This is a genomic window from Thiocapsa sp. (genome assembly GCF_018399035.1).
Taxonomy (GTDB): domain Bacteria; phylum Pseudomonadota; class Gammaproteobacteria; order Chromatiales; family Chromatiaceae; genus Thiocapsa.
Genome location: NZ_CP073760.1, coordinates 2731220 through 2753659, shown reverse-complemented (window position 1 = coordinate 2753659; position 22440 = coordinate 2731220). Strand labels below are relative to the sequence as shown.

Annotated in this window: 19 protein-coding genes; 6 read left to right on the top strand and 13 right to left on the bottom strand. The window is 63.7% G+C overall.

Annotated elements, in window-relative coordinates:
* Positions 1-109: 109 nt before the first annotated feature.
* Together aceK and rraA are read right to left on the bottom strand one after the other, a co-directional pair.
* Positions 110-1876 (bottom strand): bifunctional isocitrate dehydrogenase kinase/phosphatase, encoded by a 1767-nt coding sequence (gene aceK, locus KFB96_RS12455; RefSeq protein WP_213458126.1) that lies wholly within the window; start codon positions 1874-1876, stop codon positions 110-112.
* A 244-nt stretch (positions 1877-2120) separates the two neighbouring features.
* On the bottom strand, positions 2121-2639 hold the full coding sequence (gene rraA, locus KFB96_RS12450; RefSeq protein WP_213458127.1) for a ribonuclease E activity regulator RraA: 519 nt from the start codon (positions 2637-2639) through the stop codon (positions 2121-2123).
* Positions 2640-2950: 311 nt separating this feature from the next.
* Here rraA and KFB96_RS12445 point away from each other — a divergent pair, with 311 nt between their 5' ends.
* The 5 genes from KFB96_RS12445 to KFB96_RS12425 all read left to right on the top strand — a co-directional run bounded on the left by KFB96_RS12445 (position 2951) and on the right by KFB96_RS12425 (position 6506).
* Positions 2951-3088: a hypothetical protein gene (locus KFB96_RS12445; protein WP_213458128.1), complete on the top strand. Its 138-nt coding sequence runs from the start codon at positions 2951-2953 to the stop codon at positions 3086-3088.
* A gap of 19 nt (positions 3089-3107) precedes the next feature.
* The gene (locus KFB96_RS12440) at positions 3108-4079 is read left to right on the top strand and encodes an SLAC1 anion channel family protein (RefSeq protein WP_213458129.1); all 972 of its coding nucleotides are present in this window, start codon (positions 3108-3110) and stop codon (positions 4077-4079) included.
* Between the two features lie 126 nt (positions 4080-4205).
* A complete protein-coding gene (locus KFB96_RS12435; protein ID WP_213458130.1) occupies positions 4206-5027 on the top strand; it encodes an OmpA family protein in 822 nt (273 codons plus the stop codon).
* Positions 5024-5296 carry a hypothetical protein gene (locus KFB96_RS12430; RefSeq protein ID WP_213458131.1) on the top strand — a complete coding sequence of 91 codons (273 nt, stop codon included), beginning with the start codon at positions 5024-5026 and terminating at the stop codon, positions 5294-5296. The genes KFB96_RS12435 and KFB96_RS12430 overlap by 4 nt, the downstream gene beginning before the upstream one ends.
* Positions 5297-5441: 145 nt before the next feature.
* On the top strand, positions 5442-6506 hold the full coding sequence (locus KFB96_RS12425; RefSeq protein ID WP_213458132.1) for a DUF2333 family protein: 1065 nt from the start codon (positions 5442-5444) through the stop codon (positions 6504-6506).
* A 9-nt stretch (positions 6507-6515) separates the two neighbouring features.
* Here KFB96_RS12425 and KFB96_RS12420 read toward each other — a convergent pair whose 3' ends face one another.
* Together KFB96_RS12420 and aceA are read right to left on the bottom strand one after the other, a co-directional pair.
* Positions 6516-9875 carry an EAL domain-containing protein gene (locus tag KFB96_RS12420; protein WP_213458133.1) on the bottom strand — a complete coding sequence of 1120 codons (3360 nt, stop codon included), beginning with the start codon at positions 9873-9875 and terminating at the stop codon, positions 6516-6518.
* Between the two features lie 252 nt (positions 9876-10127).
* Complete coding sequence (gene aceA / locus KFB96_RS12415) at positions 10128-11432, bottom strand: isocitrate lyase (protein WP_213458134.1); 1305 nt, start codon at positions 11430-11432, stop codon at positions 10128-10130.
* A 197-nt stretch (positions 11433-11629) separates the two neighbouring features.
* On the opposite strand from aceA, the gene pdxH reads away from it, so the two are divergent.
* The gene (gene pdxH, locus KFB96_RS12410) at positions 11630-12268 is read left to right on the top strand and encodes a pyridoxamine 5'-phosphate oxidase (RefSeq protein ID WP_213458135.1); all 639 of its coding nucleotides are present in this window, start codon (positions 11630-11632) and stop codon (positions 12266-12268) included.
* A gap of 113 nt (positions 12269-12381) precedes the next feature.
* On the opposite strand, the gene KFB96_RS12405 is transcribed toward pdxH, so the two are convergent.
* The 9 genes from KFB96_RS12405 to KFB96_RS12365 all read right to left on the bottom strand — a co-directional run bounded on the left by KFB96_RS12405 (position 12382) and on the right by KFB96_RS12365 (position 22321).
* The gene (locus KFB96_RS12405; protein WP_300971651.1) at positions 12382-12996 is read right to left on the bottom strand and encodes an arylesterase; all 615 of its coding nucleotides are present in this window, start codon (positions 12994-12996) and stop codon (positions 12382-12384) included.
* A 44-nt stretch (positions 12997-13040) separates the two neighbouring features.
* The gene (locus KFB96_RS12400) at positions 13041-13436 is read right to left on the bottom strand and encodes a CPCC family cysteine-rich protein (protein WP_213458137.1); all 396 of its coding nucleotides are present in this window, start codon (positions 13434-13436) and stop codon (positions 13041-13043) included.
* Positions 13437-13850: 414 nt separating this feature from the next.
* Positions 13851-14915: a class II fructose-bisphosphate aldolase gene (gene fba, locus KFB96_RS12395; RefSeq protein WP_213458138.1), complete on the bottom strand. Its 1065-nt coding sequence runs from the start codon at positions 14913-14915 to the stop codon at positions 13851-13853.
* Positions 14916-14979: 64 nt separating this feature from the next.
* On the bottom strand, positions 14980-16422 hold the full coding sequence (gene pyk, locus KFB96_RS12390) for a pyruvate kinase (RefSeq protein WP_213458139.1): 1443 nt from the start codon (positions 16420-16422) through the stop codon (positions 14980-14982).
* A gap of 95 nt (positions 16423-16517) precedes the next feature.
* A complete protein-coding gene (locus KFB96_RS12385) occupies positions 16518-17699 on the bottom strand; it encodes a phosphoglycerate kinase (RefSeq protein WP_213458140.1) in 1182 nt (393 codons plus the stop codon).
* Between the two features lie 107 nt (positions 17700-17806).
* Positions 17807-18100 (bottom strand): type II toxin-antitoxin system HicB family antitoxin, encoded by a 294-nt coding sequence (locus tag KFB96_RS26765; RefSeq protein WP_300971648.1) that lies wholly within the window; start codon positions 18098-18100, stop codon positions 17807-17809.
* Between the two features lie 84 nt (positions 18101-18184).
* Positions 18185-19186: a type I glyceraldehyde-3-phosphate dehydrogenase gene (gene gap / locus KFB96_RS12375; RefSeq protein ID WP_213458141.1), complete on the bottom strand. Its 1002-nt coding sequence runs from the start codon at positions 19184-19186 to the stop codon at positions 18185-18187.
* Between the two features lie 208 nt (positions 19187-19394).
* Positions 19395-21401 carry a transketolase gene (gene tkt, locus KFB96_RS12370; protein WP_213458142.1) on the bottom strand — a complete coding sequence of 669 codons (2007 nt, stop codon included), beginning with the start codon at positions 21399-21401 and terminating at the stop codon, positions 19395-19397.
* A 362-nt stretch (positions 21402-21763) separates the two neighbouring features.
* Entirely contained in the window at positions 21764-22321 is a 558-nt protein-coding gene (locus KFB96_RS12365) for a thioredoxin family protein (RefSeq protein WP_213458143.1), read from the bottom strand.
* Positions 22322-22440: the final 119 nt, after the last annotated feature.

The window sequence follows — 22440 nt, the reverse complement described above, 5'->3', positions numbered from 1 at the left end:
AATCGTTGTCGTTGTCGTTGTCGTAATCGACAACGACAACGACAACGACAACGACAACCGCGGCAAAGGTGTTCTCTCGTCGAGTTGTTTGACTTACTTTTGAACTGCTCTAACTGTTTCGATCGGGCGCGACCCGGTCGGGGTAACCGAAACGCCGCTCTTCGGCATAAGGAAAGACATCTTCCAGATGCCCCGCCCGGATGTGCTCCTGCCGTGCCCGCCACCAGGCCGGGTCGAACAGCTCGCTGTGCAGCTCCCGGAAGACCTTGCGGATGCGCGGGTCGGTCAGCAGGAAGGTCTCGAACTCCTCGGGGAAGACGTCGTTCGGCCCGGCGCTGTACCAGACCTCTTCGGCCATCTCCATCTCGGGGTAGGGAGCGGGCGGAATCTCCCGAAAGTGGCACTCGGTCAGGTAGCAGAGCTCGTCGTAGTCGTAGAAGACGACGCGACCCTGACGCGTCACGCCGAAGTTCTTGAAGAGGAAATCGCCGGGGAAGATGTTGGCTGCGGCGAGCTGCTTGATGGCGTCGCCGTATTCGCCGATCGCGTGACGGATGTCCTCGTCGTCGGCGGTGTGCAGATAAAGATTCAGCGGCGACATGCGTCGCTCGATATAGAGATGCTTGATGATGAGCTGATCGCCGTCGGACTCCAGACTCTTTGCGCAGTCGGTCTCCAGCATCTCGATGAGGGCGGCGGAGAAGCGGTGACGCGGAAAGGCGACGTGCGAATACTCCCAGGAGTCGGCCATCCGCCCGACGCGGTCGTGCAGCTTGACCAGCTGGTATTTCTCCTTGACGGTCTCCCGCGTCATCTCCTTCGGCGGCGGGAACCGGTCCTTGATGACCTTGAAGACGAAGGGGAACGAGGGGAGCGTGAAGACGCACATCACCATCCCGCGGATGCCCGGGGCGATGACGAAATCGTCGGCCGAATACCTCAGATGTTTGAGGAAATCGCGATAGAACTCCGCCTTGCCGAATTTCTGAAGGCCGATGGCGGTGTAGAGCTCGGCCTTGCCCTTGTGCGGCATCAAGGGGCGCAGGAAATCGACGACCGCCGCCGGTACCTCGGTGTCGACCATGAAGTAGGCGCGGGAGAAGCTGAAGACATCCGAGATCTCGTCCCCGCCCGAGAGCAGGGTGTCGACATAGAGTCCTCCGGGTGCCCCCTCGTGTCCCTCGTCGTTGAGGATCGGGATCGCGAACGGGATCTGGTCCGCCCCGTTGATCGCCTTGCCGATGATGTAGGCGGCCTTGTTGCGGTAGAAGGGCTCGGAGAGGACGGCGAGCTGGAAGTTCTGATGCAGCGCGCGCCGGCGCGGGAAGCGGTCGCGTACGGCGCGCATCAGACAGCGGATGTCGTGGCGGCGATTTCGGAAGGGACGCCGGAAAGTCATGTCCCCGAGGATGCGGGCGATCACCCGCGCGAAGCCGTCGCGCGCCGGGTAGTAGGGTCGAAAGATGGGGATCTCGGCCTCGAGGTGCTCGGTCGAGATCATCGGCCACACAAAGATGTAGCTGTTGTTGTAATAGCGCCGATCAAAAAGCCTGCAGAACACCGAGTTGTAATAGGTCTCGGCGAGCTCGGGCTGGTGGTGCAGCGGCAGGAGGCGCATGTATTCGATCTTGACGCGGCGCCACAGGATGTCGGTCGGGTCGCGCAGATGAAACTCGCGGCGCAGCAGGGCGACCGTCTCGCCGACCCGCTCGTCGTAGTAGCTGATCCGCTCGCGCGCTGCGGCCTGCACCGCCGGCCAATCGGCTGTTTCGAAGCGTTCTCGCGCACCGCCGGTGATCTCGCGGAACAGTCGATAATGACGCCCGAATCCGTCGAGGATCGCCTCGGCAATCAGTTTCGCCTCGGTCCATGCCATGGTCTTGCCTCGCTGCCCGTATCCGGATCGATCGCCGCTCTGTAGAGTCCCGACAAAACCGCGCCCAGTGCGGTATGCGATGTTTTTGGATGAGATCGGCCCCGGCGGATATCAGAGCCGCTGGAGCTGGCGCGGTTTAAAGTATTAAAAAATATAAAATTTTAAACCGCGTCCCCCGCTAAGGGTCGTGGATTCACCAAACTTCGAGCTCACTCGAAAGTGAGCATCTCGCTCTGGACGCGGTTTAGGTGAGATCCAGTGGCCCGTCGGCCACCAGGATGCCGTCTTCGTCGCAATACACCTGATCACCCGGGGCGAAGCGCACGCCGGCGAAGCTAACCGGGATGTCCCCTTGACCTTCCCCGCGCCTGAGGCTTTTGCGTGGATGTGTCCCCAATGCCTTGACCCCCAACGGCATGGCGGCGATGTCGCGACTGTCGCGGATGCACCCGTAGAGGATGACCCCGGCCCAGCCCTGCGCCACCGCGCCGGAGGCGATCAGGTCCCCGAGCATCGCGCAGCGCATTGAGCCGCCGGCATCGACCACAAGGACGCGTCCCTGGCCGGGCTCGGCCAGGGTTGCCTTCACCGGGGTGTTGTCTTCGAAGCACTTGACCGTCACGACCGTCCCGCAGAATCGGACATGGCCGCCGAAATCACGAAAGATCGGATCGCAAATGCGAACACGCTCCTCGTATTGATCGGAGAGGTCCGCTGTCTTGAAGTCGAGGTCGTGCGGCGAGGATGGGGGCTCTGTGGGCATGGGCGATCCATGGGCGGGTCTGTCGCATGAGCGCTGAGTATATATCGAGCGCACGTGGGTTTGGGGCTCGTGACACCCGCTCCGCGGTGTCGCGCATGCCCCGTGGCGCTCTGCGCCACGAGCCACGAATGCCGGAGTGACGAGGAAGCCCGGCAAACCCGAGCTATCTAGTCTGATATTTGTCAATGCATCGTGCCGCGGCGATGCCTAGACTGGGCATCAACCTCATTCCCCGAGTAGACGTCGGGTGCCTCGGTCACGAAGACCGTCGCGCTCGGCGACACTGCTCGACGCACCATCGGAGCCAAACCATGACCCAGCAGACCCGGACCGTGACGCGCTCGACAGGCACCGCAGCAGCCACACCTTATTGGTTGTGGGCGCCGGTGCTCGCGACCACCGCGATACTCGCCGTTCTCTTGTTCATGCCCATGCCGTCGGTACTTTGAGCGAGGGTGTCTGTACATCATGGAAACTCCCAATCTGCCGCCCGGTCGGCTTGAGCACTTCCCGATCTCTTTCTTCGCGATGGTGATGGGACTTTCGGGTCTCACCATCGGCTGGGAGAAGGCTCAGACGGTCCTCGATCTCGACTTGGGCATCACCCCCTGGCTGATCGGCGCGACGAGTACGCTCTTCGTTGTCTTGTTGCTGCTTTATACGGCCAAGCTCGCCCTGTACAGGCAGGCCGTGATCCAAGAGCTGCGCCATCCGGTGAAGCTCAATTTCTTTCCGACCATCTCGATCAGTCTGCTGCTGCTCTCCATCGCCTTTCTGCCGGTCATGAATGATGTGAGTCGGACGCTCTGGATGGCGGGCACGGCCCTTCATTTGGTCTTTACGCTCTATGTCGTGAATGTCTGGATCCATCACGAGCACTTTCAGGTGCATCATATGAATCCGGCCTGGTTCATCCCGGCGGTCGGGAACGTCTTGGTTCCGGTGGCCGGAGTCCCATTGGGCTATCAGGATATTTCCTGGTTCTTCTTCAGTACCGGAATGCTGTTCTGGCTGATCCTGATGACGATCATCTTCTACCGGGTGCTGTTTCATCATCCGATCGAAGAGCGCTTGATGCCGACGCTTTTCATCCTGATCGCGCCGCCCGCCGTCGGGTTCATTGCCTATTCACGGCTTGTCGGGGAGCTCGATGCCTTCGCGCGGGTGCTCTATTTCATCGGTCTCTTTCTGACCTTGCTGCTGTTCACGCAGGCAAATCGATTCCTGAAGCTCGGGTTTTTCCTCTCCTGGTGGGCCTACTCCTTCCCGCTCGCGGCGATCGGCATCGCGAGTCTCTTGATGTTCGAGCGCACCGGGCAGGACATCTACCGCTATCTCGGTCTCGGTCTCCTGACCCTGCTGACCGGAATCGTCGCCTTGTTGTTGGCGCGCACCGCCATTGCGGTCCGGCGCAACGGGATCTGCGTTCCCGGTCACTGAGACCAGCGGCAGGCGTGGGACGACGGGTTTGTGAATCCGTCGTCTCGATGTCCCGATGCCCCCCGAGTCGACCGATCCTTCTCGTTCGCCGAGCCTCCGAACCGATTTCGTACTTGAGGAATCACCATGTCCGACGTCGCCCCCGCGGTGAGATCGAATCCGATCTATGCCCTTGTTTTTCTGATTCTCTCGTTCGCGGCAGGGCTTCTGTTGGCCTATCTGCGCGGGCCTCAGACACCGCCGGCCGAGCCGCCGACGAGCGAGATCCTTGCAACGCTAGACTTCGCCGGGTCCGACGGGCCTGTCTCGACGTCCGTCGGGACGGATGCCGAAGTCGAGCCGGGTTCACTGGATGGGCGTCTGGGCGATGCCGAGGCCAAGATCCAACGCCTGGAACAGGAGCTGGTTGCGGTGGCGGAGCAGCAAGCGGCGTTCGCACTCGTCGTTTCGGAGCAAAGAGACCATCTGGCCGAGATGCTCGCCGAGCCCCGTGCAACGCCCGCGGCCGACAGCGCCCGGGCTGACGTGAATGACGCATCCTTCGCGAACCGGTTGAAGGATGACCTTGCGCGTCTCGGCGCGCGTTTAACCGAGCGCGGCCATTTGGTGACATTGACCGAATCGGAGTTGCGTTTCCCGGTCGGCGAAAGTGCGCTTGCGTCGGGGCGTTCCGAAGGACTCGAGGCGATCGCCGAGGTCCTCAATCGACATGATCGCCTAGTGGCCCGTGTCGAAGGTCATACGGATCGTTCCGGCAGCGCAACCCGGAACCTGACGCTTTCGCAGGAACGCGCCCGCGCGGTCAAGGATGTCTTGGCTGCGAGGGGTATCGGCGCCGAACGCATCGAGATCGTCGGGATGGGGGAGACTCGACCCATCGACGAGGGCCGGACCGCCGAGGCGCGGCAGCGCAATCGGCGTGTCGAGGTTTATCTGATCGAGCGGTGAACCTGGATCCGGCCGTCGTTGGCATCACCCGGCCCGCGAGCCTGCTGACGAGCGTCATCGTCAAGGCGATCAAGCCCCCGCATGCAGCAGGAGGGGACGGCCGCCGCCTGCAGGCTGAATTCCCCGAACAGGTTGTCTTCCGCGGGCCTCTGCGATTCCTCAATGTCATCAATATTAAACCGCGCCCAGTGCGGTATGCGATGTTTTTGGATGGGATCGGCCCCGGCGGATTTCAGAGCTGCTGGAGCCGGCGCGGTTTAAAGTATTAAAAAATATAAAATTTTAAACCGCGTCCCCCGCTAAGGGTCGTGGATTCACCAAACTTCGAACTCACTCGAAAGTTAGCATCTCGCTCTGGACGCGGTTTAGAAGTTGATAATTTTATGGCATATCGAATTGACTCGGGAAACGCATATGAAGCATCCACGATCGACCCCGCCCCATGAGACCGGCACGCTGTTGCCGAGGACCGACATCCGGCCTGCACCGAGCCGGATCCCTTGGCGTACGACCTTAGGGTTACTTGGCCTTGTCGGCCTCGTCCTGGTGTCCCTGAGCGTCTACTGGTCCATTCATCCTAAACGCTTGGATGGCGCTGCGGTCACGCTAGCCGAGCCCGGCGAGCCAGCCGGGAATGCAATCCCCGGCGTCCGTACGGTTGCGATGGCGATCGGGATCGGCGATGCGCTCCTGGCGAAGCCCGGCGGGTTTCTGTACAACGATCGCCTGCCACCCGGAATCTTTCTCGACAATACCCAAAGTTGGGAATGCGGAAACCTGATGGCGCTGCGCGATTTCGTGCGCGCGCTACGGAATGATTTCAGTCGCTCCCAGAGTCAATCGGTCGAGAATGCCGATGTCCAGGAAGCCGATTTGCGTTTTGCGATCGACCCGAAATCCTGGGTGCTGCCCTCGGCCGAGACGGCATATGGACTTGGGATCGAGGCCCTCGAGCGGTACTTGTCGGATCTGAGCGGGGGTCATCAGGCGAGCGCGCAATTCTTTGCCCGGGCCGACAATCTCGCGGTCTATCTTGCGGTGGTCGAGAAGCGCCTGGGTCATTTCGGCGTGCGGTTGAGCTCCAGTGTCCCGGACAGGGACTTGGCAGCGGCCATCGGCATCCCACGGGCCGTTGGTGATGCCGCGCTCCTCGACGAGGAGCCGGTCCCGATTCAGACCCCGTGGCATCAGGTCGACAACGTCTATTACTGCGCTCGCGGATACAGTTGGGCGCTCTATCACCTGATGCAGGCGATCGCGAGCGACTTCGAGGGTGTCTTGGCATCCAAACGCGCAGAGGTCTCGCTGCAGCAGATCGTTCGAGACCTCAAGGGCGCGACCAAACCCATGGGCAGCCCGCTGGTGCTCAACGGCGATGGCTACGGCATCCTGGCCAATCACTCGCTCGTGTTGGCCTCTTACATTGCGAAGGCGAACGCCGCACTCATGGATCTGCGGATCCTCATGCAGCAGGGCTAGTTCGTCGGCTTAGAGGATCCTGTCCTCTTGTGTGCGCCCGAGGACTTCCGCCTGCAGCAATCGGATTCCGTCGACCATGCCGTCGCGCTCCTGCAGCAGTTGCGCGATCGGATCGTTCAGCGCCTCGCGATCGAGGCGATCGAGCGCGAGCAGTTGCTCGGCCTGTCGATGTACTTGTCGATGCAGGGCATCGAGCGCGCGGAAGCTCGGCATCTCGCCGTAACGCGCTTGACCGCTTCCCAGGTACCAGCGCCCGAAGTCGCACAGCTCGGGCCGGAGCTCCGGCGCTCGGGTTGCGGTATCGGTCGAGATGTGGCGTACCAGGCGATTGACCCAGTCGCGATGGACCGCTTCGAGGCCCAGAAGCGCGAGATCTTCGCTCGACCAATCCACGGCGGGGCGGTCACTCCAGAGTTGCGGAGGACGGAAGCCCTCGATCCAGGACGCGAGCCGCTCCGGGGGCATGGGGTCTGCGATCCCGTAGCCCTGCGCCAGGGTGCAGCCCAGATCCATCAGCAATAAGCCGTGCGCGGCGGATTCCACACCCTCTGCAATCACTTCGCGCTGGAAGGCGTTGGCGATCCCGATGACGCCCTTGACCAGGCTGCGTCCGTCGCGCGAGCGCAGGATGTCGCGGACCACGGTCTGATCGATCTTGACGACCTGGGCGGGGAGACAGCGAAAATCGGTCAAGGACGCATAGCCGTTGCCGAAGCCGTCCAGGGCGAAGTGAACGCCGAGGACGGCGCATGCTCGGATGACCGATGCGGTGGTTTCGATATCGCGTAGTGCCTCGGACTCGACGATCTCGAACAACAACCGCGCCGGGTCGATGGACGGATAGCGCGCCAACACCTCCTGCAGGGCCGCCACGAATCCGGTGTCCTGCAGCGAGCAGGCCGAGAGATTGAGGCTCATCGTCAGGTCCAGCCCCGCGTCTTGCCACTGCACCAGGAGCGCGAGTGCGCGATCCATCACCCACCAGTCGAGGTCATGGAGCAGCTCGTCGCCCTCCATCAAGGGCAGGAACTCGCCCGGCGGCAAGAGTCCGCGCTCGGGATGCTGCCACCGGACCAAAGCCTCCACGCCGACCACCTGCCCGGAGCGCATGTCGACGCGGGGTTGGACGTGCAGCCTCAGCTCGTGGCCTTCGATCGCCTCTCGGATCCGCACCAGCTCGAGCTTGTGGGCTTGATCGGGTTGATCCTTGACCGCCTTGAAGAACTGGAAGCGATTACGTCCCTGTTGCTTGGCCTGATACATCGCGTGATCGGCGTGACGCAGGAGGGTGTCCGCATCGCCTGCGTCGCGCGGGAAGAGCGTGACGCCGGCACTCCCGGTGACGGCGAGCGAATGGCCGTCGATCAGGATGGGTTGGGCGAGCGCGGCGAGCACGCGTTCCAGAAGCGCGGCGCAGTCCGACAGCGACTCCATGTGGTTCATCAGAAGCACGAACTCGTCCCCGCCGAGCCGAGCCACCGTGTCGTCCTCGCGCACGCAGCCACGCAAACGGCTGGCGACCGTCACCAGCACCCGGTCGCCCATCTTGTGCCCGTGGGTGTCGTTGATGGGTTTGAATCCGTCGAGGTCCAGATAACAGACCCCGAGCAAGAGACCTTGCTCGCGGGCCCGCACCACCGCCTCGTCCATGCGTTCGGCCAAGAGCCGCCGGTTCGGCAGCCGTGTCAAAGGGTCGTAGAGGGCAATCTCTTCGAGACGCCGTCGGCTGTCGAGCAGCTTCTGCTCGTTGCGGCGCCGCTCGAAGGCCCCGCCGATCAGGTCGCCGAGAAAGCCCAATGCGCGCATCTCCGAGTCGCGCCAGCTGCGCGTGTCGCTGAGCATCTCCATGGCGACGAATCCCCCGATCCGACCGGCCACTCGAATGGCGACCGCGGCCACGGATCGGACCTCGAGCTGCTCGAGCTGCTCGCGGTCGACACGCCAGGTCTCGGGGAGCTTGGTCACGTCGTCGATCCGGATGTCGTCGCCGTGCTGCAGGGTCTCCATCCAGCGCGGAATGAGCGATGTCGGGACCGGCGGTGCCCCCGCGCCGGCAAGCCCCAAGCCGCTCGCCGTCCATTCCTGGGTGTTGCGCATGGTCGCGCCGTCGCGGCTCAGCACGAAGACATAAGCCCGCTCGGCACCCATGCGTCGTGCGATGGTCCCCAAGGCATTCTCGACCAGTGGGCCGACTGCATCGGCGGGGGCAGCCACCAATGACCGCGATGTCTCGACCAGAACGGTTTCCAGAGTGACCAGATACGAGAGTGCCCGCTCCGCCTGTTTGCGCTCGGTGATATCGGTGCCCGAGCCCAGCCCGCCGATGACCCGCCCCGCACGGTCGCGGATGCGGCTGTTGTTCCACTCGATCAAACGCTCCGAGCCGTCGGCGCACAGGAGCGTGCCCTCGACTGCGACTAAGGCGTCGTCGTCGTTCGTGATACGCGCCAGGATCTTGCGTGTTTGCTCGCGCTCGCGTTCGGGTACGAACGAATCCGCCCAGTCACGTCCGACAATCTGCTCGCGGTCGAGGCCCAAGACCTCGCAGCACTTGCGGTTGACGAGCTGAACCCGCCCTTCGGGATCCATTCCGACCAAGAGAACGGCAGCGATGTCGAGGATGGGATCGAGGTTGTCGATCCGACCGTCAACGGGGTCGGAGCCGCTGTCCGCGAGAGGATCTGCGTCGCGCGCATTCGGTTCCGATGCGGTTCGGGAGGATGCCCCGGGATAGCGCTTCAGGAGCACGGCGAGCCCCAACGCAAGAAGCACCGACAGGGCCCAAGGCAAGACACCCGCCCATGACAGCAGGCGGAGCCGCTCTGCGTGCTCGGCGGCGGCGAGATCCAAGACGAGATAGAGCAGAGGGCCTTCGGGCGATGTCGCGGGATCCTTGTCGGGGCTGCTCGGTGGCCCCGCGCGGCCGGTGCTCATGACGCCGAGCAGGCGCCTGGGCGCTGTCAGGGTCGCGACGTGCGCGTGGTTCGGCGATGCGACGGCCGCGCCGATGAGCTCGGGCGGGATCGCAAGGGATGCGCCTGGGGGCGTTGGTCGTGAGTCCGCTTCGGATGCGGCGCCGGCAGGTCGTTCGGTGTGCGGTCGATCAAGCTGACCGAGCGCGAGGATATAGGGCTGTGTTCCCTCCGGGGCGAGGATCTGCTCGGCGGCACTCGGCTCGCGCTTGGCCGACTCCGACGAGAGCCGGGGGGCAAGGCGCAGCAGCAGTGCCTGTGCTGTCGCCTCCTGCGCAATCAGAACGCGTGCCGGAATGCCGATCGAGAGCTGATAGGCGAGATGCAGGGCCAGCGCCAGACCTAGAACGAGGGCGACCAGTCCGATCGGCGATCTTTGCGCCTGTGTGCGAATCATTCGGGGGAGGTTGCGGTATGGACCCTAGCTTCGCAGCAGTACACACGTAAAGGTGAGGCGTTTTTCTTCCCTTCACTCTATCACGGGCGCTATGACAGGCGACAGTGATCTGAATCGAGCGACTGCGGAGGCGCAACAAAAAGACCGGCGCTGTTTGCACAGACGCCGGTCGTTTCGGATCGGCCGGGTCACCGGCCGATTGCACTTGCGGCCCCGAGTCCGGGCTCGGGGCCGCACTGAGGTTTGCTTAGCTTAGAACTGAGCCTCTTCGGTCGAGCCGGTCAGGGCCGTCACCGAGGATGCACCGCCTTGGATGGTGGTGGTGATGTCGTCGAAGTAGCCGGCGCCGACCTCCTGCTGATGGGACACGAAGGTGTAGCCCTTCTCGCGCGCCGCGAACTCGGGTGCCTGCACCTTCTCCACATAGTGGCGCATGCCTTCCCCGCGGGCGTAATCGTAGGCGAGGTCGTACATGTTGAACCACATGCTGTGGATACCGGCCAGCGTAATGAACTGGTACTTGTAGCCCATGTCGGCGAGCTCGTCCTGGAACTTCGCGATGGTCGCATCGTCGAGGTTCTTCTTCCAGTTGAAGGACGGCGAGCAGTTGTAGGCCAGCAGTTTGTTGGGGTTCTGAGCGAGGACGGCTTGAGCGAACTCGCGGGCGAAGCCCAGATCCGGGGTGCCGGTCTCGCACCAGACCAGGTCCGCGTACGGCGCATAGGCCAGACCGCGGCTGATGGCCTGCTCCAGACCATTGCGGACCATATAAAAGCCATCGTCGGTACGTGCGCCGGTGACGAACGGACGGTCGTTGTCGTCGACATCGGAGGTCAGCAGGTTCGCCGCCTCGGCGTCGGTGCGGGCCAAGAGCAAGGTCGGGACACCCATGACGTCGGCGGCGAGCCGCGCGGCGACCAGCTTCTGCACCGCCTCGCGGGTCGGCACCAGGACCTTCCCGCCCATGTGACCGCACTTTTTGACCGCGGCGAGCTGGTCCTCGAAATGCACGCCGGAGGCGCCCGCGGCGATCATGTTCTTCATCAGCTCGAAGGCGTTGAGCACGCCGCCGAAGCCGGCTTCGGCATCCGCCACGATCGGCAGGAAGTAGTCGATATAGCCCGCGTCACCCGACTCGATGCCCTTGGACCATTGGATCTCGTCGGCGCGCTTGAAGGCGTTGTTGATGCGCCGCACCATGGTGGGGACAGAGTCGTAGGCGTAGAGTGACTGATCCGGATACATGGTCTCGGAGGTGTTGCCGTCCGCGGCGACCTGCCAACCCGACAGATAGATCGCCTCGATCCCGGCCTTGGCCTGCTGCATCGCCTGACCACCCGTGAGGGCGCCCATGCAGTTGACATAGCCCTTCTTCGCATCGCCGTGAACCAGCTTCCACAGCTTCTCGGCACCGCGCTTGGCATAGGTCTGCTCGGGTTGAACCGAGCCGCGCAGACGCACGACATCTTCGGCGGAGTAGCCGCGGGTCACATCGGTCCAACGGGGGTTTTCGGCCCAGTCTTGCTTCAGGGCTTGGATCTGTTCTTGGCGGGTCATGGTGGTGCTCCCATTGAGTCTTTAAGCCGATCCGCTCGACCCTGCCTAGGGTCGCCCTGTCGGGTTTCAGTGGTGTGCCCTTCAGGATCGCAGATGTTTGACCGTCCTACTCGGTCTTAAGCCGGGAAACTACCGGGGCTTCGACCATTTGGCGAGGCAATTATCCTAATTTTCTTTATTGTTTTTGATAATTTTCAATGAACGCTGACGCATTCAGGACAGAAGCGATGGGGCAGGGCCTCTCGCGGGGCAGTCTCGATCCGGATCCGATCCGCTTGTTCGAGCAGTGGTACACCGCTGCGATCGAGACGGCGCTGCCGGAGCCCAACGCCATGAGCCTCTGTACCGTGGACGAGGGCGGTCAGCCCTACGTCCGCACCGTGTTGCTCAAGCTCTTCGACCGCGAGGGGTTCGTTTTTTTCACCAACTTCGAAAGCCGCAAGGCCCGGCAGATCGACCGCAACCCGCAGGTCGCGGCGCTTTTCCCCTGGGTGGCACTGGCGCGGCAGGTCCAGATCACGGGACGTGCCGAACGCCTACCGACCGCGGAATCGCTGCGTTACTTCGCCACCCGGCCGCGCGGCAGCCAGATCGGCGCCTGGTCCTCGCCCCAGAGTCAGGTGATCACCTCGCGGTCGTTGCTCGAGGCCAAGGTTGCCGAGATGAAGCAGCGGTTCGCGCACGGCGAGATCCCGCTCCCGGACTTCTGGGGCGGCTATCGCATCGTTCCGAGCAGGCTCGAGTTCTGGCAAGGGCGCGAGAGTCGGTTGCACGACCGTTTTCTCTACACGCGCGAAGGCGAGGGGTCCTGGGGGATCGAGCGACTCGCGCCTTAAACCGCGTCCAGAGCGACATGCGACGCTTTCAAGATGGGTTTGGCTACGGAGATACCATCGATCTCGGCGAGACGCGGTTTAGACGGGAGGGTGCCGGCCTGAGTCGTTGCTGCTCAAAGCGCTCCCGCGTCGGTCAAGAGCCGGTGAACCGCCTCGGCGACCTGTCGGTAACCGGCCGCGTTCGGGTGGATCTGATCCGCCTTCAAATCACGGTCGGCGAGGACATCGGCCAGCACCTTCTCCTCGAGCGGGACCTCGAGCGCGTCCGCCAGCTCCCGATAGAGCGGATGGGTACCGAGGAACAGCCCCGGCTTCGGAATGCCGAGCAGCACGACCGATGCGCCCCGGTCACGCGCCATCACGGCCATCTGCCGAAGATTGGCCTTGGTCTGCTCCGGGTCGCGCCGGCGCAGCATGTCGTTGCCGCCGTGACCGAGGATCACCAGACTCGGTTGCACGGCGTCGAGCACCCCAGGTAGCCGAGCGAGACCGGCGTCGCTTTCCTCCCCCGGCACGCCGGCGTTCACCACCTCGCGACTGCTCAGCACCGCCAAGACCTCCGCGAAACCCTCGCCGTTGCCCGCCCCGGTCCCGCGCGTGAGGCTGTCGCCGAAGGCCAGGATCACCCCGTCGCTCGGCAACCGCGGAAGCTCGGGCGCACGGCCGCAGCCGACGAGCAGGATGACGGCGAACATCAGGATGAGAGCGCGATGGGTCATCTCGGTCATGTGTTCCGCATCGGGGTAGAAGCACGGGATGCTTAGGCGTCGCATTACCCCACCACCCGGCGCCAATAGCTCATGCGCCAGTAATAGAGGACCGTGGTATCCGGCCAGGGATAAGAGTCGCCGTAGGCCATGCCTCGGACCGGCTGCTCGATATTGTCACGTGCGGGATCGAGGGGCCGCCAGCCTTCGTCGATGGTTTCGCCGTCGACAGGCTCGCGCGTGGTGCCCATGCTCCGGCGCTCCGATGCGCCGTACTCACGGTAGTTCTGTTGAGCCTCTTGCAGGCTCACGGTATTGCTGCTGCCCGGCATCCGGGCGAAGCGCAATTGGGCCAGGTCGTCCTCCCATCCGCAGATCGGGCACACCTGATGAAAGCCGGGTTCGCGATCATGGACACGGTAGCCGCAGCAGGGGCAGGGGAATTTGGTGTCGTCGGTCAATGCGGTCTCCGTGTGGGTGGGTTGGCGCGAGCGGTCGGCGGCAGCCGCCAGCGATCAGCCGTCAGCGAGGAGCTCTCGGCTCTCAGCCGCCGGCCGTCAGCGATCGACACTCTTACCTCGCGATGGCGCGACGCCCAAAGAAAAAAAGGGGCGCTTGTGCGCCCCTTCGTTCTCTTTCATACCCTCGGATCGGCGCCTCAGCCCTATCCGATGTGACATGCAGCCGTTCTGATCGGATCTGGCGGTAGGGACGACCGAGAGCGAAGTCCACCGAGCCCTGCGCAGGCGCGGGTGGACTGCGCTGCGCTGGTCCCTACAGCGCTTGTCATCCTAAACCGCGTCCGCTCCGACGCTGACAGATGCCTCGAGACCAAGCCTCAAGCGACAACAGCGCAGATCACACCGAGACGCGGTTTAGTTGACCTTGGGCTCGAGCTCGCCCTTGGCATAGCGGTCGGTCATGGCCTCAAGGGACATGGGCGTGATCTTGCCGGCATTCCCCGCGGTGCCGAAGGACTCGTAGCGCGCCTTGCAGATGCCCTTCATGGCCTTGGTGGCGGCGATGAAGTATTTGCGCGGATCGAACTCCTTGGGGTTTTCGGCCAGGAACTTGCGGATGGCGCCGGTGGAGGACATACGCAGGTCGGTGTCGATGTTGACCTTACGCACGCCGTTCTTGATGCCCTCGACGATCTCCTCGACCGGCACGCCGTAGGTCTCGCCCATGTCGCCGCCGTACTGGTTGATGATGGCCAGCCAGTCCTGCGGGACGGAAGAGGAGCCGTGCATCACCAGATGGGTGTTGGGGATGCGCTTGTGGATCTCGCGCACGCGCTCGATGGCCAGGATGTCGCCGGTGGGCGGACGGGTGAACTTGTAGGCGCCGTGCGAGGTGCCGATGGCGATGGCGAGGGCGTCCACACCGGTCTTCTTGACGAAGTCCGCGGCCTCTTCCGGGTCGGTCAGCAACTGGCTGTGGTCCAGGATGCCTTCCGCGCCGATGCCGTCTTCTTCGCCGGCTTGTCCGGTCTCGAGCGAGCCCAGGCAACCCAGCTCGCCTTCGACCGAGACGCCGCAGGCATGGGCCATCTCGACGACGCGACGGGTGACGTCGACGTTGTACTCATAGGAGGTCGGGGTCTTGCCGTCTTCGCCGAGCGAGCCGTCCATCATGACGGACGAGAAGCCGAGCTGGATGGAGCGCTGACAGACGGCCGCCGAGGTGCCGTGATCCTGATGCATGCACACCGGGATGTGCGGCCATTCCTCGATGGCGGCCAGGATCAGGTGGCGCAGGAAGGGGGCGCCGGCATACTTGCGCGCACCGGCGGAGGCCTGCACGATCACGGGGGAGTCCGTCTCGTCGGCGGCCTCCATGATGGCGCGCATCTGCTCCAGGTTGTTGACGTTGTAGGCGGGGACGCCGTACTGGTGCTCGGCGGCATGGTCGAGCAATTGACGCAGCGAAATCAGGGCCATGTGGGTTCTCCTCGTATCGGACTGACAGCTAAAAACGGGCAGGCAAGCAGCAAGGATCGCTGGCTCAGTCGTTCGTCAGGAGCTTGTGCTCGCCGACCCGCATGATTTTCAAGATATTCGTTTGGCCTTCGACCCCCGAGCGATCGCCCTTGGTGATGATCACCAGGTCGCCGTCGCGGACCGTGCCGCGGCGCATCAGCTCCTCGATGACCTCGCGATTCACCTCGTGGATATCGGTGCTGGCCACGTCGAAGCTTACCGGATAGACACCGCGGAGAACCCGGACTTTTCGCCGGGTTGGAGCGGAGCGGGTGATGGCGTAGATCGGGATCCCGGAGCGGATGCGCGACATCCATTTCACGGTCGAGCCGGTCTCGGTCAAGGCGGCGATCGCCTTCACGCCCAGATGATTGGCCGTGTACATGGCGGCCATGGCGATGGCCTCGTCGACGCGACCGAAGACCGAATCGATGCGGTGTCCCGAGCGCGTGACATGCTTTTCCGCTTCCAGACAGATGCGGTCGAGCGCCTCGACGACCTTGGCCGGATTCTTCCCGATCGAGCTCTCGGCGGAGAGCATGACCGCATCCGTGCCGTCGAGCACGGCATTGGCGACGTCGAACACCTCGGCCCGCGTCGGGATGGGATTTTCGATCATGGACTGCATCATCTGGGTCGCGGTGATGACGACGCTGTTGAGCTCGCGAGCGCGGTTGATCAGATTTTTCTGAGCGGCCGGCAGCTCAGCGTCGCCGATCTCCACACCCAGGTCACCGCGCGCGACCATGATGACATCTGCGGCGTTGATGATGTCGTCGATCGCCCGCAGCGACTCGGCGCGCTCGATCTTGGCGACGATGCCGCCGTGACCGCCGGCCTCGTAGAAGAGCTCGCGCGCAAGCCGGACATCATCGCCGTTGCGCACGAAGGACACCGCGAGATAGTCGGCATCGATCTCGGCCGCGAAACGGATGTCGTCCTGATCCTTCTCGGTGAGTGCCGGGGCCGATAGGCCGCCGCCTTTCTTGTTGATACCCTTATTGTTGGACAGGGCGCCGCCGACGACCACCTTGCAGTCGATCCGCCCGCCGTCGACTGCCTCCACCCACAGCTCGATCGCCCCGTCGTCGAGCAGGAGCGTGTCGCCGTGGCGGACATCGTCGACCAGCTCGGGGTAGGTGGTCCCGACACGAGTGCGGTCGCCGGCATCCAGAGGGCAGTCGGCGTCGATGGCGAAGCCCTCGCCCCGCTCGAGCCGGATCGGGCCGTCGGCGAACTTGCCGATGCGGATCTTGGGTCCCTGCAGATCCATGAGAAGCGCGATCTCGCGCCCGGCGGCGGCCGCACGCTCGCGGATCCGGGCTGCACGCTCGCGATGCCGGTCGTGGGTGTCATGGGACAGGTTGAGACGAACGACGTCCACCCCGGCGGCGATGATCTCGTCCATCACCGAGACCGGGTCGGTCGCGGGGCCGAGTGTGGCGACGATCTTGGTGCGTCTTGGCATGTCTAGCCTCCGGCTGCCTGCCTCCGGCCTTCAGACCCGGCCGCCGAGCGAATCGCCGGAGGCTGGGGGCCGGGGCCGGTGGCGGATTGCGCTGATCAGTCCTTCGCCCGGGCCTCGAGCATGGCGACTGCAGGCAAGGTCTTGCCTTCCAGGTATTCGAGGAAGGCGCCTCCGGCGGTGGAGATATAGGAGACCTTGTCGTAGATGTCGTACTTTTGGATCGCCGCGATGGTGTCGCCGCCGCCGGCCAAGCTGAAGCCCGGCGCCTCGGCAATGGCCATCGAGACCGTCTTGGTCCCGCCGCCGAACTGATCGAACTCGAACACCCCGACCGGACCGTTCCAGACGATGGTCCCTGCCTTGGCGATGACGTCGGCCAGCTCTTGTGCCGATTTGGGTCCGATGTCGAAGATCATGTCGTCTTCGGCGACATCGGCGGCGTCCTTGGTCACGGCCGGCTCGTTTTCGTCGAACTTCTTGCCGCAGACCACGTCGACCGCGATCGGGATGCTCGCGCCGCGCGCCGTCATCTTCTCCATCAGCGCCTTGGCGACGGGAATCAGGTCATGCTCGCAGAGCGACTTGCCGACCGGGAAACCGGCCGCGGCGAGGAAGGTGTTGGCGATACCGCCGCCGACCACGAGCTGATCGACCTTCTCCGACAGGGCCTCCAGCACGGTCAGCTTGGTCGAGACCTTGGAGCCGCCGACGATGGCGACCATCGGGCGGGCCGGAGCGGCGAGTGCCTTCCGGAGTGCGTCGAGCTCTTCGGCGAGCAGCAGTCCCGCGCAGGCGACCGGCGCCTGTTGGCCGACGCCGTGGGTGGATGCCTGGGCGCGATGGGCGGTGCCGAAGGCGTCCATGACGAAGACATCGCAGAGCGCGGCGTACTGCTTGGCGAGGTCCGCATTGTCCTTGCCTTCGCCCTTGTTGAAGCGGACGTTTTCAAGCAACACCAGCTCGCCGTCGGCGACCTCGGGAGCCTGGTCGAGATAATCACGCACCACCCGAACCTCGCGGCCCAGCTTGGCGCCGAGTGTCTCGGCGACGGGCTTGAGCGAATCGGCCTCGGAAAAGACACCTTCCTCCGGGCGACCCAAATGCGACATCACCATCACCTTGGCACCGGCCTTCATGCAGTGCTCGAAGGTCGGCATGGAGGCGGTGATCCGCGCATCGGAGGTGACCTTGCCGCCCTTGACCGGGACATTGAGGTCGGAGCGGATCAGCACCCGCTTCCCGGCGAGATCGAGATCGGTGAGCTTGATGAAGGACATGGTGAGATTCCTCGTTGGAGTGGATAGCTTTGTAAATATGAAATCAGAGATAAAACAGTTGATTACATTGATATTAATGGCTGTCCAGACTTACTTCGTCACACGGATCAGGCTGAATCGATGAACTTGCTTGCACAACCGTTGCCCTCGGAGAGACTGTGGAAACGCCGGGGCAGGGTCTTATTGCGGGGTAGAGAAACCGAGACGTCATCAATGCGGATGGCAATGGGGCGGGTTTCGCCGACCTCGATCTGCTCCGCGAGCACGCGAAGCGCGAGCACCTCGACCTTCGCCATGGCTTCTTCGGCGTCTTTGCCGTAAGCAAGCGCGCCCGGGATCTCGGGGATCTCGGCGATCCAGCGGCCGTCCTCTTCTTGCTCCGATTCAATATGGAAGTGCATGGTTTTTCCGGTTGCGCCTCGGCCCTCTTCTACAGGTTCGTTCCCAAGCCTTGCGTGGGAACGAACCACTTGCATCGAAGACGCTTACTTCGAAACGTGCTCCACCATGCGCAGCATGTTGCAGGTGTAGCCGTACTCGTTGTCGTACCAGGCGACGACCTTCACGAAGGTCGGGTCCAGCGCGATGCCGGCTTCGGCGTCGAAGACGGACGGCGTGGGGCAGCCGCGGAAATCGGTGGAGACCACCTTCTCATCGGTGTAGCCCAGCACGCCGGCCAGATCGCCGGACTCGGACGCCTTTTTCATGGCCGCGCAGATGTCGGCATAGGTGGCTTCTTTGGTCAGCTCGACGGTCAGGTCGACCACGGAGACGTCGGAGGTCGGCACGCGGAAGGCCATGCCGGTCAGCTTGCCGTTGAGCTCGGGCAGCACCTTGCCGGCCGCTTTGGCCGCACCGGTGGAGGAGGGGATGATGTTCTCCAGGATGCCGCGACCGCCGCGCCAGTCCTTCATGGAGGGGCCGTCGACCGTCTTCTGGGTCGCGGTGGCGGCATGCACGGTGGTCATCAGACCGCGCTTGATGCCCCAGTTGTCGTGCAGCACCTTGGCGACAGGCGCCAGGCAGTTGGTGGTGCAGGAGGCTGCCGAGATGATGGCTTCGCCGGCGTAGGTCTTATGATTCACACCGTAGACGAACATCGGGGTCGCGTCCTTGGAGGGCGCACTTTGCACGACCTTCTTGGCGCCGGCCTCGAGGTGCTTGCGGCAGGAGGCGTCGTCGAGGAAGAAACCGGTGCACTCGATGACCAGCTCGGCGCCGACCTCGTCCCACTTGAGATTGGCCGGATCGCGCTCGGCGGTCAGACGGATGCTCTTGCCGTTGACGATCATGGTGTGGCCGTCGACGGCGATGTCGCCCTTGAAATTGCCGTGGACGGAGTCGTATTTCAGCATGTAGGCCAGATACTCGGGGTCGAGCAGGTCGTTGATGGCGACGACCTCGATGCCGGGGAAATCCTTCGCGATTGCGCGAAACGCCATACGACCGATACGACCGAAACCATTGATGCCGACTTTAAGTGTCATGGATAGAAACTCCTCTGAGCGAATAAAAACGATCATGGCTAAGGACTTGATCCCCCCGAGGCAGAATGGTCGGGGGACTCAAGGCACGAGCCCGAAAATGAACACATGATCGGCGTGCGGGCTGCTGCGCCGACAGGCCGAGACGGCTCGACGCCGACCGCTGGACGACTGATCGTCCGGCGGTCCATGCGCGAGACAGCCGGTTAGATCAGAGTACGCCCCGGATCTTGGCCACCAGATTCTCGACCGTGAAGCCGAGCTCCTTGAAGAGCGGGCCGGCAGGCGCCGACTCGCCGAAGCGGTCGACACCCAGGATGGCGCCCTGGTGACCGACATACTTCCACCAGCCGTCCGTGACCGCTGCTTCGACCGCAACGCGTGCGGTCACGGCCTTGGGCAGGACCGATTCGCGATAGGCCGCATCCTGCGCATCGAAGGTGTCCGTCGATGGCATGGACACCACGCGAACGGCCTTGTCGGACATGGCCTCCGCGGCCTTCACGGCCAGCTCGACCTCCGAGCCCGTGGCGATGATGATCGCATCCGGGGTGCCGGCACAGTCGCGCAGCACATAACCGCCGCGCGTGATGGCGGCGAGCTGCTCGGGTGTGCGGCTCATGTGCGCGAGGTTCTGGCGCGAGAAGATCAGGCAGCTCGGGCCGGTGCGTCGCTCGATCGCGAGTTTCCATGAGATCGCCGACTCGACCGCGTCGCACGGACGCCAGACGCTCATGTTCGGGATCATGCGCAGCGTCGGGATCTGCTCGACCGGCTGATGGGTCGGGCCGTCCTCGCCCAGACCGATGGAGTCATGGGTGTAGACGAAGATCGACTGGATCTTCATAAGCGCCGCCATGCGCAGCGCATTGCGGGCGTACTCGGAGAACATCAGGAAGGTCGCACCGTAGGGCACGAAACCGCCGTGCAGCGCGATGCCGTTCATGATGGCCGACATGCCGAACTCGCGCACGCCGTAATAGACATAGTTGCCGGGCGCGTCGCCCTTGCCGATGCCTTTGCAGCCCTTCCAGAGGGTTAGGTTGGAGCCGGCGAGGTCCGCGGAGCCGCCGAGCAGCTCGGGCAACAGCGGGCCGAAGCCGTTGAGTGCATTTTGAGACGCCTTGCGCGAGGCGATGGTCTCGCCCTTCTCAATCACGGCAGCGATGAAGGCATCCGACTGCGCGGCCCAATCGCTCGGCAGATCGCCGGCCATGCGACGCTTGAGCTCGGCGGCCTCGGCCGGGAATTTCGCCGCATAGGCGGCAAAGCGGTCGTTCCATGCGGACTCGGCCACTGCGCCGCGCTCCTTGGCGTCCCAACCCTGATAGACGGCCTCCGGGATGACGAAGGGCGGATGGTTCCAGCCCAGCGCCTCGCGGGTGAGGGCGATCTCGTCCTCGCCGAGCGCCGCGCCGTGACACTCTTCCTTACCCTGCTTGTTCGGCGAGCCGTAACCGATGATGGTCTGGCAGCAGATCAGGCTCGGGCGGTCGGTGATCTCCCGGGCGGTCTCGATGGCGGCTTTGACCGCCTCCGCATCGTGTCCGTCGACCTTGGGGATGACATGCCAGCCGTAGGCTTCGAAGCGTTTCGGGGTGTCGTCGAGGAACCACGCCGGCGTGTCGCCGTGGCCGCGGACCTCGCCGTCGATCGAGATGTTGTTGTCGTCGTAGACCGCGATCAGCTTGCCCAGGCCCAGGGCGCCGGCCAGGGAGCACGCCTCGTGCGAGATGCCTTCCATCAGACAGCCGTCGCCCAAGAAGACATAGGTGTGGTGGTCGACGATGTCGTGGCCGGGCTTGTTGAACTGTGCGGCGAGTGCCTTTTCGGCCAGTGCCATGCCGACCGCATTGGTGATGCCCTGACCGAGCGGCCCCGTGGTGGTCTCCACACCCGGGGCATAGCCGTATTCGGGATGCCCGGGGGTCCTGGAGTGAAGTTGGCGGAACTGCTTGAGGTCCTCGATCCCGAGCTCATATCCCGTCAGGTGCAGGAGCGCGTAGATCAGCATCGAGCCGTGGCCGTTCGAGAGGACGAAGCGGTCGCGGTCGGGCCAGGCCGGGTTGCCCGGATTGTGCGTCATGAAGTCGTTCCAGAGCACCTCGGCGATGTCGGCCATGCCCATCGGCGCGCCCGGGTGACCCGAATTGGCCTTCTGGACCGCGTCCATCGCGAGTGCTCGTACGGCATTGGCAAGATCTTTACGTGAGGACATCAGTCCCTCCTAAGGTTCGGAAGCAATGGTCAATCGGTCAAGCGTGCCGCGAGTCACAACCACCGATTGGATCGGCGGTGGGCGCATGACGGAAGGTGGCACGGCGTCGGAACGCAGTGTGCAAGGCAAGCGGCCGAAGCGATCACGACGTCGTTCGGCGGAGTCTCGCGTGTGCGAACGAGATGGCCGGGTCGAAACCCTTTCGAAGGTGCGTCATTGTGGACGAAGAGCGCCGACCCGCAAATCAAAACAAACTTATACCGTCAAAAAGAAAGTTATTAGTTCCTAATATTAAGAATTGCGCGAGGAAATGACCAGGATTTTCGACGGTCTTTTTTCGCGATGCGACGCTCGGGCGGCGATCACGCCGTCTTCCACTTGATGGAGCAGCCGACGCTCGGGATCTGTTCCGCCGGGCCCTCGCCGGTGCGCGCGACCTGCGACATCGCGGTGTAGAGGTCGCGTGCGGTGCCCTCCGGGGCCGTCTCTTTGCGACTGGCATCGAGCCGTCCGCGGAACTGCAGCTCCAGCGCGGCGTTGTAGCCGAAAAAGTCGGGCGTGCAGACCGCACCGTACGCCTTGGCGACCGCTTGGGTGTCATCGAGCAGATAGGGGAACGGGAAGCTCAGCGCCACGGCGATCCGTTGCATGTTCTCGAAGGAGTCTTCCGGATAGTCACGGGTGTCGTTGGACATGATGGCGACGCAGCCGATGCCGACGGCGATCAGATCGCGCGCATCCCGAACGATGCGCTCGCGCACCGCCTTCACGTAGGGGCAGTGGTTGCAGATGAACATGACGAGCAGCCCGCGCTCGCCGGCGCAGGCGTCGCGCGTCCAGATCGTGCCGTCGGTGCCGGGGAGCGCGAAATCCGGGGCAGGGCGCCCGAAGTCGCAAACGGGGGTTTCAAGCGATGCCATCAGAGATCTCCGAGTAAACGCCTGGGTCGGATCGGACATGCCCGCATGTTACCGTAAGGTTCGCGGTTTCAAAATCCTTGGCGGCGATGAGCTGCCCGGGCCGCGCACGTACTCGCATC